At 64.0% G+C, this 12,277-nt stretch carries 9 protein-coding genes; 2 read left to right on the forward strand and 7 right to left on the reverse strand.

The window, feature by feature from the left end:
* Positions 1–6: 6 nt before the first annotated feature.
* From KYK83_RS02170 to KYK83_RS02180, 3 genes are read right to left on the reverse strand one after another with little or no spacing between them, the layout of a single operon-like run.
* On the reverse strand, positions 7–555 hold the full coding sequence (locus KYK83_RS02170; RefSeq protein WP_103023957.1) for an LptA/OstA family protein: 549 nt from the start codon (positions 553–555) through the stop codon (positions 7–9).
* Positions 555–1,223, reverse strand: coding sequence for an LPS export ABC transporter periplasmic protein LptC (locus KYK83_RS02175; RefSeq protein WP_103023958.1), 669 nt, complete (start codon positions 1,221–1,223; stop codon positions 555–557). Before KYK83_RS02175 ends, KYK83_RS02170 begins: the two co-directional genes overlap by 1 nt.
* A 24-nt stretch (positions 1,224–1,247) precedes the next feature.
* Positions 1,248–1,865: a ribonuclease D gene (locus tag KYK83_RS02180; RefSeq protein WP_222827024.1), complete on the reverse strand. Its 618-nt coding sequence runs from the start codon at positions 1,863–1,865 to the stop codon at positions 1,248–1,250.
* Positions 1,866–1,944: 79 nt separating this feature from the next.
* Between KYK83_RS02180 and ung the strand changes: the two genes are divergently transcribed.
* Entirely contained in the window at positions 1,945–2,628 is a 684-nt protein-coding gene (gene ung, locus KYK83_RS02185) for a uracil-DNA glycosylase (protein ID WP_222827025.1), read from the forward strand.
* 55 nt (positions 2,629–2,683) lie between these two features.
* Positions 2,684–4,177, forward strand: a complete 1,494-nt coding sequence (locus tag KYK83_RS02190; RefSeq protein WP_222827026.1) for a serine hydrolase domain-containing protein — start codon at positions 2,684–2,686, stop codon at positions 4,175–4,177.
* Between the two features lies 1 nt (position 4,178).
* Here the strand turns inward: KYK83_RS02190 and KYK83_RS02195 are convergent, their stop codons facing one another.
* The 4 genes from KYK83_RS02195 to KYK83_RS02210 form a co-directional block, all read right to left on the reverse strand.
* Positions 4,179–4,958, reverse strand: coding sequence for an SDR family NAD(P)-dependent oxidoreductase (locus KYK83_RS02195; RefSeq protein ID WP_222827027.1), 780 nt, complete (start codon positions 4,956–4,958; stop codon positions 4,179–4,181).
* A gap of 14 nt (positions 4,959–4,972) precedes the next feature.
* Positions 4,973–6,409, reverse strand: a complete 1,437-nt coding sequence (locus KYK83_RS02200) for a glutamate synthase subunit beta (protein ID WP_222827028.1) — start codon at positions 6,407–6,409, stop codon at positions 4,973–4,975.
* Positions 6,410–6,522: 113 nt separating this feature from the next.
* Positions 6,523–11,175 (reverse strand): glutamate synthase large subunit, encoded by a 4,653-nt coding sequence (gene gltB / locus KYK83_RS02205; protein ID WP_222827029.1) that lies wholly within the window; start codon positions 11,173–11,175, stop codon positions 6,523–6,525.
* Positions 11,176–11,402: 227 nt separating this feature from the next.
* The gene (locus tag KYK83_RS02210) at positions 11,403–12,263 is read right to left on the reverse strand and encodes a hypothetical protein (RefSeq protein ID WP_222827030.1); all 861 of its coding nucleotides are present in this window, start codon (positions 12,261–12,263) and stop codon (positions 11,403–11,405) included.
* Positions 12,264–12,277: the final 14 nt, after the last annotated feature.

Genomic DNA, 12,277 nt, shown 5'->3' on the forward strand with positions numbered 1-12,277 from the left:
CAGGTATCAGTTTTCGGGGACCGAGAACGTGCCTGTGACGCGGCCGCCCGACTGGCCCTGGCCGGTGACCGAGGACGATCCGCTGGCACGGCCATCCACGCTCGACACGCCGGTCGCCAGATCGATGACCAGCCGTCCGCCGTTCAGCGTATCGCCGCCGCGATTGAGGCGGACATTGCCCGCCATGGTAATGATCCGGCGGTTGAAATCATAGACCGCGGTATCGCCGCGCGCGCGCTCGTTCCCGCGGGTCACCTGGACGCCGCCTGTGGCCATGATGCGCTGGATTTTCAGCGAACCGGCATCGGTATAATTGACGATGGTGCGCGCCGCATCGAGATTGAGACCAGCCTGCGTGATCTTCACATTGCCCGACAGGACGACGCGGTTCTGCCGGTCCTGCAGTTCGATGCGATCGGCCGCATAGCTGACCGGCGCATTGGAATTGTGCCCGGCAATCGCCTGCGCCGAAAGCTGGATACCGGCAAAGGCGGCCGCCGTGACGGCAAAAGACCCGATGCCCCAGCGGGCGATGGTGGGGAGCAACGGCTTCATCAGGGCATCCTCAGCTTTCCGGGTTCCATGCGCAAGCGCGCATTGCCCGTCAGGGTAATGGTGCGTGCCGACAGATCGGCGTTCAGGCGGTCGGCGCTGAAGGTACCGGCGGGTATGGCGCCGTCGACCCCGCCCGAACCGACGAGCTGCTTGTTCGCAAGATCGAGCGATACGCCGCGTGCGACCATGCGGTAGCCATCGGCGGCCGTCAGGCGCAACGGCCCGCGTACTGCGACGATTTCGTTGTCGATACTATATTGCCCGCCCTGCGCGACCAGCCTTGCGGGACCTTCGTCGAGCAGCAGACGCGCCACGACATCGTTCATGCGCACGATGCCTTCGGCGCTGGAGCGCTGGACCGCTTCGCCAGCCGTCAGAGAGAAGGGACGGTTCTTGTTATCGGCACCGCGATAAAGCGCATTGTCGACACGCAGCCGCTCGTTGATGACGGCCACCTTGTTCCGATCGAGCAGAAAGCTGACTTCACCGCGCGGACTGAGCGGTGTGATCACCATCAGCGCCGCCAGCACGCCTACGCCCATGGGCAGAGCGCGCGACAGGAAAGCAACCATGCGATCGTGCGAGCCACCGGGCTCGGCCCAGTGCTGGCGCTCGCTGCGGCGCGCTTTCGCTTCCTGCGTTTCTATCCTGCGGTGCCGCGATACCATGGGTTATGCCTGACCGGCCTATCCTTACATATGGCTGAAGATGTCGTGGTCGGCCCAGCCTGCCACGTCCAGCCGCGCGCGTGTGGGAAGAAAATCGAAGCAGGCCTGTGCCATCTCCGTGCGCCCTTCGCGTTCCAGCCGACGGTCGAGTTCTTCCTTCATCCGGTGAAGATAGCGAACATCGCTCGCGGCGTATTCCCGCTGCGCATCGTTCAGCACCGGGCCGCCCCAGTCGCTCGACTGCTGGGCCTTGGAGATATTTTCGCCGAGCAGTTCCTCGACCAGCATCTTCAGTCCGTGGCGGTCGGTATAGGTACGGATGAGCTTGCTGGCGATCTTGGTGCAATAGCAGGGCGTCGCCATGACGCCGAGATAATACTCGATCGCGGCCAGGTCGAAGCGGGCGTAATGAAACAGCTTCAGACGGGCCGGATCGGCCAGTACGGCTTTCAGGTTCGGCGCATCGTAACTGCTGTCGGGGCCGAACCGGATAAGATGCTCGTCGCCCTTGCCGTCGCTGATCTGGACGACGCAAAGCCGGTCGCGGATCGTGACCAGACCCATGGTTTCGGTATCGACGGCAACGGGGCCGTCGGCGAGTACGCCTGCGGGGAGGTCTTCTTCGTGGAAATGCACTGCCATGTGCGCGGCCTTAGGCCGATTGGGGATTGGTGGGAAGGGGGGCTGGCGAGCAAAGGCGGATCGGCCTAGTCCATCTGTCATGGCAAGCGAACCGATCCCCGAAAGCTGGCAACTCGTACTGGAACCGGTCCTGGCGACGGCAGAGGCGCGGCAACTGGGTGGGTTTCTGGTCGCAGAAGAACAGGCGGGCAAACAGATCTATCCGCCGCGCGGCTGCCGGTTGAAAGCGCTCGAACTGACGCCCTTGGACGAGGTAAAGGTCGTGATCCTGGGACAGGATCCCTATCATGGGCCGGGTCAGGCCATGGGGCTGTGCTTTTCCGTCCCCGAAGGGGTGAAGATCCCGCCGAGCCTGGTGAACATCTACAAGGAACTGGAAGCGGACCTTGGTGTGGCGCGCGCCGATCATGGCGATCTGAGCAAATGGGCGCGGCAGGGCGTGCTGCTTCTCAATGACACGCTTACGGTCGAGGCGGCCAAGGCCGGCAGCCACGCCAAGCGAGGATGGGACGCTATCACCGACGCGTGCGTCGCAGCAGTCGCGGCACGCGATCAACCGAGCGTGTTCATTCTCTGGGGCAGCCACGCGCAGGCGAAGGCAAAGCGGATCGCCGGCCTGCGCGAAGGGCAGCATTGCGTGACCGAAAGCCCGCACCCCAGCCCGCTATCGGCGCATCGCGGGTTTTTCGGCTCGAAGCCGTTCAGCAGGACCAATGCCTTTCTTTCAGACCATGGCCGCGAGGCGATCGACTGGGCATTGTAATCGCTTGCCAGTCGCCGGCACCTGTAGGATGATCGGTGGGATGGCAGGGGGAACGATGAAGCAAGCGATATTCAGGGCGAGCACTGCGCTGGCGGTGCTGGGCATGGCGATACCTGCGGGGGCGCAGACCGACAGGGCGCCCGCCGTGCAAGCCGAACCCGCTGCGCAAATGGATGCTGCCAAGGCAGCGGCGCTGGCCGAAGCCATGCGCGCCAGCGAATTATGGATCGAAGGACAGCGCCGATACCGCAACATTCCTGCGATCTCCGCCGCTGTGGCTCTGGGCGACCGGACGGTGTGGGCGAAGGGTTTCGGCGCGACCGATCGCGGGCAGGACAAGCCCGCTACACCCGAGACGATCTATTCGATCTGCTCGATATCCAAACTGTTCACCGCCGTCGCGCTGATGCAGCAATGGGAACAGGGCAAGGTCGCGCTCGATGCGCCGATTACGCAATATCTGCCGTGGGCGAGGCTGGCCGACGATCCGCGTGAAAGCGTGCCGATCACCTTGCGCGGCGCGTTGACCCATTCGGCAGGCCTGCCGCGCGAAGCGGACTTTCCCTACTGGACCGGGCCCGATTTTACCTTTCCCTCGCAGGAGCAGGTTCGCGCGACCATCGGCAGCCAGTCGCCGCTCTATCCTGCATCGACAACCTGGCAATATTCGAACCTCGGCCTGACGCTGGTCGGCGAGACGGTCGAAGCGGTGAGCGGCCGACCCTATGCGGACTATGTGACCGCGAACATCCTCGAGCCTCTCGGCCTCAGCGATACGCGTCCGGGCATTCCGGCGGAACTCTACGGCAAGCAGATGGCTGTGGGCTGGGGCGCGCTGGAGGCGGATGGCACACGTCCGGAACTGAAGCTGTTCGATCCGGCGGGCATCGCGCCTGCGGCAGGCTTCAGCGCCAGCGTGGCAGACCTCGCCAAATTCGCCAGCTGGACCTTCCGCCTTGCCCGGACGGGGCAGCGCGAAGTCCTGCGGCCCTCGACCCTGCGCGAGATGGAACGGGTGCATTACGTGTCGCCCGATTGGGAGACCAATTGGGGCTTAGGCTTTGCCGTGCGCAATATCGGCGGCACCACCGTGGTCGGGCATGGCGGCAGTTGCCCCGGCTATCGCAGCATGCTGATGCTGGCGCCGGCCGAAGAGATGGGCGTGGCCATCGCCATGAATGCGATGGACGATCCCGGGCGCCTCGCCGAAGGGATCGCGGCGCTGATCAAGGCGCGCGGCGAAGCCAAGCCGTTCGATGCGGTCGAGGGAGTCGATCTGGCCGAGTTTGCGGGCGTCTATGACGGGCAGCCGTGGTCGGGCGAATTCATGTTCGTGCCATGGGCTGGCGGGCTCACCTGGATCGATCCCGATGCCGGGGCACCGGCGGACAAGATGTCGCGCCTGAAACCCCTGGGCGGCGATCGCTTTCGGGTCATCTCGCCCAGCGGCGAAGAGCGCGAGGAAGTCGTCTTCGAACGCGGCCGTGCAGGCAAGATCCACACAGTCCGGCAGCATTCGAATACCAGCCGCCGGCTCAGGCCGTTGTAGCTCAGAAGATCGTATAGCCGCCGTCGATCACTACCGAATCGCCGGTGTGAAACCGGCTGGCATCGCTGGCGAAATAGACGGCGATGCCGGCAAAGTCCTCGCCTTCGCCCCAGCGCCGCATGGGCACCCGGCCGATGGCCTTTTCGTTGAAGGCATCCCAGTTCTGCAGGCGTTCAGTCATGTCGGTGGCGATCCAGCCGGGCAGGACGGCATTGGCGCGAATGCCGTGCCGGGCAAGCTCCACCGCCGTGCCGCGCACCATCGCCAGCACGCCCGCCTTGGTACCGGCATAGGCCTGATTCTGCGGGGCGCCGTGGATCGCCGATACGCTGGATGTCACCAGCAGCGAACCGCCCTTGTCACCCCGTTCCGCGCGTTCGACCATGTGCCGCGATGCTTCGCGCAGCGTCCAGAATACCGCGTCGAGATTGACCGTGGTCACCTTGCGCCATTGCTCGGTCGTCTGCTCAATCAGCGGGGCGCTGCCGCCCACGCCCGCATTGGCGATGCAGGTGTCGATCCGGCCCATCCGCGAAAGGCTTTCCGCCATCGCGTCCACCACGGCGGCCTCGTCCGACACGTCGACCGACAGCGCTTCTATCCGCGTGCCATACGCCTTCAGCTGTTCGAGGGCGGCGGCGTTCTTGTCCGCCTTGCGGCCCCAGATGACGACATCCGCGCCCGCCCCGGCAAGCCCTTCGGCCATGCCCAGCCCGATCCCGCCATTGCCGCCGGTCACCACCGCCACTTTGCCGGTCAGATCGAAGGGGGTGAAGGCCATGGCTGTCGCTCCTGTCAGCGGGGTAGTTCGCTCGCCCCCATCAGGGCGAGATCGACGGCGCGCGCGCACTGGCGCCCTTCGCGGATCGCCCACACGACGAGGCTCTGCCCGCGCCGCATGTCGCCGCAGGAAAACACATTCGCCTCGCTGGTGAGATACCATTCGGTATCCGCCGCCACATTTCCGCGCCCGTCCAGATCCACGCCTGCCCGGTCGAGCAGCCCGCGGCGCTTCGGCCCGGTAAAGCCCATGGCCAGCAGGATGAGATCGGCCTTCAGCGTGAAGGTGCTGCCTTCCACTTCCTGCATCCTGCCGTCTTTCCATTCGACGCGCAAGCATTCGAGCCCGGCGACATCGCCGTTTTCTTCGGTGACACGCTTGGTCAGGACGGCCCAGTCACGGTCGACCCCCTCTTCGTGGCTGGACGATGTGCGCAGCTTCAGCGGCCAGTCGGGCCAGGTCAGCGCCTTGTCTTCCTTCTCGGGCGGCTTGGGCATGATTTCCAGCTGGGTGACGCTGGCGGCGCCCTGCCTGTTGCTGGTGCCCACGCAATCGCTGCCGGTATCGCCGCCGCCGATCACGATCACGTGCTTGCCGGTAGCGGTGAGCGAGCCGCGCGGGGCGGCGCGCACTTCCTCGTCGCCTGCGTTGCGCTTGTTCTGCTGGGTCAGGAATTCCATTGCCAGCCGCACGCCATTGAGTTCCGATCCGGGAATGTCCAGCATGCGCGCTTCTTCTGCGCCGCCCGCCAGCACGACCGCGTCGAAATTCTCCTGCAGCGCCTGGAAGCTGACTTCCACGCCCACTTCGCTCGATGTGCGGAACTGGACGCCCTCGGCCTCCATCTGCACCGCCCGGCGGTTTATCAGGTGCTTTTCCATCTTGAAGTCGGGAATGCCGTATCGCAGCAGCCCGCCGATGCGGTCGGACTTCTCGAACACGGTCACGGCATGGCCGGCGCGCGCCAGTTGCTGCGCGCAGGCAAGCCCTGCCGGGCCGCTGCCGATGACCGCCACCGATTTGCCGGTGCGCTTTTCGGGCACTTCGGGTTTGACCCAGCCTTCCTGGAACCCGCGGTCGATGATTGCGCATTCGATCGACTTGATGGTTACCGGGCTGTCGACGATGTTGAGCGTGCAGGCCGCCTCGCATGGGGCGGGGCAGACGCGGCCGGTGAATTCGGGGAAGTTGTTGGTGGAATGCAGCACTTCGAGCGCATTCTTCCAGTCGTCCTCGTAGACCAGATGGTTCCAGTCCGGGATGATGTTGTTCACCGGGCAGCCGTTGTGACAATAGGGGATACCGCAGTTCATGCAGCGCGCCGCCTGCGTCCGCAGTTGCTTTTCCGACAGCGGAACGACGAACTCCTTGTAGTGCGTCAGCCGTTCTTCGGGATCGCGATAGGTGCGATCCTCGCGGTCGAATTCGAGGAAACCTGTTTCCTTGCCCATTCAATCAAACCCTAAACTAAATTCGCAATCCCCGCGAAGGCAGGGACCCAAGGCCGCGCCGCACCCGTAACGGCTGGATGTCCGCCCATGCGGGAATGGCGAGGCATGCATGATCATTCCGCAGCTTCCATCGCGGCCTGTTCGCGTTCTTCCTCGAGCGCCTTCAGCGCCCGGGCATAGTCGCGCGGCATCACCTTGCGGAAATTCTTGAGCTCGTTCGCCCAGTCATCCAGCAAGCCCTTGGCGCGGGCCGATCCGGTGTGCAGCAGATGGCGTTCGACCAGCACCTTTACGCGCTCCGCGTCGTGGTAGAGCGGATCGCCCATGCCGAAATTCTCGACCGAAACGCCGCGCTGCTGCGGCCTGCCCCAGCTCTTGTCGGCGCCTTCGCCATCGCCCGGCTGGACATCCAGCACATCGACCTGCGCCAGATTGCACAGCTTTTCGAACCGGCGCTCCGGGTCGTAGACATAGGCAATGCCGCCGCTCATCCCGGCGGCGAAATTGCGACCGGTGGGGCCCAGCACACAGACCACGCCGCCGGTCATATATTCGCACCCATGGTCGCCCGTGCCTTCGACGACGGCGACCGCGCCTGAATTGCGCACGGCAAAGCGTTCGCCCGCCACGCCGTGGAAATAGGCTTCACCGGCAATCGCGCCGTACAGCACCGTATTGCCCACGATGATGTTTTCGCCCGGCGCGCGCGGGGCCTCTTCGGGCTGGCGAACGATGATGCGCCCGCCCGACAGGCCCTTGCCGACATAGTCGTTGGCATCGCCGGTCAGGCTAACGGTCACGCCGTGGACCAGCCACGCACCGAAGCTTTGTCCGGCAACGCCGGTGAAGTCGATCCGGATGGTGTCGGGCTGCAGGCCCGAATGCCCATGTACCTCCGCAATCCGGCCCGACAGCATGGCGCCGACGGTGCGGTTCACATTGCGGATCGTGCGGGTGAGCTGGACGGCCTGCCCGCTTTCGATGGCGGGCGTGCAGGCCTTGATCAGTTCCACATCCATTGCCGCGGCAAGGCCGTGATCCTGCGTTTCCGTATGGTGGAGGGACTGGCCCTCTTCCAGCGGCACAGCGTGGAGAATGCGCTTCAGGTCGACGCCATGCGCCTTCCAGTGGCGTTCCACCCGGCGCATGTCGAGCCTGTCGACCCGGCCGATCATCTCTTCGATCGTGCGGAAGCCCATTTCGGCCATGATGGCGCGCAGTTCTTCCGCCACGAAGAAGAAGTAATTGATGACGTGCTCGGGCGTACCGGTGAACCGCTTGCGCAGCACCGGGTCCTGTGTTGCCACGCCGACCGGGCAGGTGTTGAGATGGCATTTGCGCATCATGATGCACCCGGCCGCGATCAGCGGAGCCGTGGCGAAACCGAATTCGTCCGCGCCCAGCAGCGCGCCGATGGCCACGTCCCGGCCCGTGCGCAGGCCGCCATCGACCTGCACCGCGATGCGGCTGCGCAGATCGTTGAGCAGCAGCGTCTGCTGCGTTTCGGCAAGGCCGATTTCCCAAGGGCTACCGGCATGCGTCAGCGACGTCAGCGGGCTCGCCCCGGTGCCGCCTTCATATCCCGAAATGGTGATATGGTCGGCCTTGGATTTCGATACGCCCGCAGCGACCGTGCCCACTCCGACTTCGGACACCAGCTTGACCGAAATACGGCTCTTGGGCTGGACGTTCTTCAGGTCATGGATCAGCTGGGCAAGATCCTCGATCGAATAGATGTCGTGATGCGGCGGGGGCGAAATCAGGCCCACACCCGGCGTCGCATGGCGCACCGCGCCGATACGCTTGTCCACCTTGTGTCCGGGAAGCTGGCCGCCTTCGCCCGGCTTTGCACCCTGCGCCATCTTGATCTGGATATCGTCGGAATTGACCAGATATTCGGTGGTCACGCCGAACCGGCCGCTGGCGACCTGTTTGATCCGGCTGCGCATCGAATCGCCATTGTCCATCGGGCGGAAGCGTTCCGGTTCCTCGCCGCCTTCGCCCGTGTTCGAACGTCCGCCCAGCCGGTTCATGGCGATGGCCAGCGTCGAATGCGCTTCGTGGCTGATCGAACCGAAGCTCATCGCGCCCGTGCTGAAGCGTTTGACGATCTCGACCGCTGGTTCGACCTCGTCGATGTCGATGGGCTGTTCGGCAGGCTTCAGTTCCATCAGTCCGCGGATCGTCAGCAGCCGTTCGGACTGCTCGTTGATCGCCGCTGCGAACTCCTGGTAATTCTTCGGATCGTTGCCGCGTACCGCGTGCTGCAACTGCGCGACCGATTGCGGCGTCCAGGCATGCGCTTCGCCGCGCAGGCGATATTGGTAGATACCGCCGACATCCAGCATACCCTTGTAGAGCGGGCTGTCGCCATAAGCCTGCGCGTGGCGCAGCACGGCTTCTTCGGCCACTTCTTTCAGACCGATGCCTTCGATCGTGGTGGCCGTGCCGTTGAAATAGGCATCGACGAATTCGGAATTCAGCCCGACCGCATCGAAGATCTGCGCGCCGCAATAGGACTGGTAGGTCGAGATGCCCATCTTGGACATGACCTTCATGATCCCCTTGCCGACGGCTTTGACGTAATTCTGGCGGACCTGATCCGCGTCGAGTTCGGGGAACCGCTTTTCGCGCAGGGTCTCGAGCGTTTCGAACGCCAGATAGGGGTTGATGCCTTCCGCGCCGTAACCTGCCAGCGCGCAGAAATGGTGTACCTCGCGCGCTTCGCCGGTCTCGATGACCAAACCGGTCTGCATGCGCAGCCCCTGCCGCACCAACTGGTGATGCACTGCCGATGTCGCGAGCAGCGCGGGCATGGGAATGCGGTCGGGGCCCTGGCCGCGATCCGACAGGATCAGGATGTTGGCATCGCCCAGTACGGCCTCGGTCGCAGCCCAGCACATTTCCTTCAGCGCCATGGCAAGTCCATTGGCGCCGGTGCTTGCATCCCAGGTTATATCGATCGTGGCGGTCCGGAACGCGCCGTCCAGCGCGACTTCCACCGAACGGACCTTGGCCAGGCCTTCGTTGGTCAGGATCGGCTGGCTGACTTCCAGGCGCTTGTGCGTGCCGGCGTCGCGGCCCAGCAAATTCGGGCGCGGGCCGATCATCGACAGCAGGCTCATCACCAGCTCCTCGCGGATCGGATCGATCGGCGGGTTGGTGACCTGGGCGAAGTTCTGCTTGAAATAATCGTACAGCAGGCGGCTGCGGTCCGACAGCACGGCGATCGGGGTGTCGGTCCCCATCGAACCGATCGGGTCCTCGCCGCCGCGCGCCATGGGCTCCAGGAAGCGGCCGATGTCTTCCTGCGTGTACCCGAACGCCTGCTGGCATTCGAGCAGGCTGGTGTCGGTGCTCGCGATCTCGCTCAGATCCGGCTCGATGTGATCGAGATCCTTGAGCTTGTACTGTGCCGCTTCCAGCCATTCCTCGTAAGGTTCGGCATTGGAGAGCTGGGCCTTGAGCTCCTCGTCCTCGACGATGCGCCCTTCTTCCAGATCGATCAGCAGCATGCGTCCCGGCTGGAGACGCCATTTGCGCGTGATGTCCTCGTCCCTGAACGGCAGTACGCCGCTTTCCGATGCGAGGACGACGAGATCGTCCTTGGTCGTGCACCAGCGTGCGGGGCGCAGGCCGTTGCGATCGAGACAGGCGCCGATCTGGCGGCCATCGGTAAAGCACACGGCAGCCGGGCCGTCCCATGGCTCCATCAGGGCGGCATGGTATTCGTAGAAAGCGCGGCGCGCGGGATCCATCAGCGGGTTCTTCGCCCAGGCTTCCGGCATCAGCATCATCATCGAATGGGCCAGGCTGTACCCGCCCGTCACCAGCAGCTCGAGCGCATTGTCGAGGCAGGCGGTGTCGGATTGCCCATGCGGGATCAGCGGCCACATCTTGTCGAGATCGGCGCCGAGCAGCTCGCTTTCCATCGTCCGGCGGCGCGCTTCCATCCAGTTCACGTTGCCGCGAACGGTGTTTATCTCGCCATTATGGGCCATGAATCTGTAGGGATGCGCCAGGCGCCAGCTCGGGAAGGTATTCGTCGAGAAGCGCTGGTGGACGAGGCCGAGTGCCGAAACGCAGTCCGGATCGCGCAGGTCGTCGTAGAAACTGCCCACCTGATTTGCCAAGAGCAGGCCCTTGTAAACGACCGTGCGGCTGGAAAAGCTGGGAATATAGGCCTGGCTAAGCGCTTCTATTCCATGCTTTTCTTCCAGTGCCTTCAGCGGATTGAGCGTCTGCTTGCGGATCACCACCAGCTTGCGTTCGAAGGCGTCCTGATCGGGGCAATTGGGGCCGCGGGCGATCACGCACTGGCGGATGCGCGGCATCGATTCGATCACGGCCTCGCCCAGTCCGTCGAGCGTTGTCGGAACGTCGCGCCAGCCGATCACACGCTGGCCTTCCTTCTCGGCGAAGCGTTCGAGCTGTTCGGTGACGAAATCAAACGCTTGATCCGCAGGTGGTAGGAAGCACATCGCGACCGCGTAATCGCCCGGCGCGGGCAGTTCCTTGCCTTCGCTCTGCGCCCATTTGCGGAACAGCGGATCGGGAATCTGCAGCAGAATGCCTGCGCCGTCGCCCAGCAACGGGTCCGCGCCTACCGCGCCGCGGTGGTCCAGATTTGCAAGTATTTCAAGCGCTTGCGTGACGATGGCGTGGCTCTTCTTGCCCTTGATATGGGCGACCATGCCGACGCCGCAGGCATCGTGCTCGTTACGCGGATCGTAAAGACCCGTAGCGTGGGGCGGCGTGCGTCCCATTGGCGAAGCGTCCTCCTTCGTGCCCACCGACCGCCCGCCCAAAGCACGGATCGGTCAGGAACAGGATCAATCGGCACCGCGCGCGATGCCTGCAAAATTGCGCGAAGGGACCTAATGCCGACAGGAACGGTTTTTTGCAACTGCGAGCAGCGTAGCAAAATTTCACGGGCTGCAAGATTTACGCTTTAACGGGCGTTACGCGCTGAAAAGCGCGTACGCTGCTTGCTTTATTGCGACTTGGTCGCCCTGTTGAGCTTTTCAAGCGCGCTGCGCAGTTCCGCCTCCGGATCGCCGGTCTCGTCCTGGCGAGGCCGCAAAGGTGTTTCATTCTCGGCCTCGCGGCGAAGAAAGGCAATGACCGGATCGGTATTCTCGCCCTGGCGCGCCGCCACGGGGCCTGCCTTGCATGCCTCCAGCGCGCGTCCAAGCCGCGCCGTTAGCGCATCCAGCGACAGGTCGCCGACCGCTCCTGCAACAACCGGTGGAGCGACAGAGGATGTGTCGAAGGAAATCTCTTCCGTATCGCCAACGGATTGCCCACCGTCGGATTCGTGATCCCCGGAACCGCGCGTTTCATCGTCGATCGGTTCGACAACCTCAGACGGGGAGGCGCCGACTTCAGCAGAATAGTCCGTTGGCTCGTCAATTGGAGGCGCGGCAACCTCGGCATGATCTGCCTGAAAAGTCACAATCCCTTCTTCATGCATGTCTTCGCGCGGATTGAACGGGCGGCGCGGCGCGTCTTCGGTGGCGGCGACAGGAAGTGGCTCTTCCTCCTCGCGAAGCCAGGCGGGGTCTACGTCGTTTTCTTCATCGTCGTCGAGTACGGCGTCGTTTATCGCCGCGACACGCATGGCCAGTACGACACCTATCAGCAGGCCAAGCAAAGCCGCCATTACGGAAAGGACAATCCTGCTCGACGCGGCGCTCAGCACGCCATCCAGCGAAAGTCGTTCGGCCAGTGCCTGATGGATGCTCTCGGGCATTACAAACAGGCCAAGCCCCATCAGCAACGCAAACCACAAGCCGACGCCCCATTTGAACGCGGGGTGTTTGCTGACTGGTGCAGTGCGGGTTGCGTCGGTCATCGGTCGGTCTCAAC

It is taken from the genome of Qipengyuania pacifica, from assembly GCF_019857205.1.
In the GTDB taxonomy this organism is placed as follows: domain Bacteria; phylum Pseudomonadota; class Alphaproteobacteria; order Sphingomonadales; family Sphingomonadaceae; genus Qipengyuania; species Qipengyuania pacifica.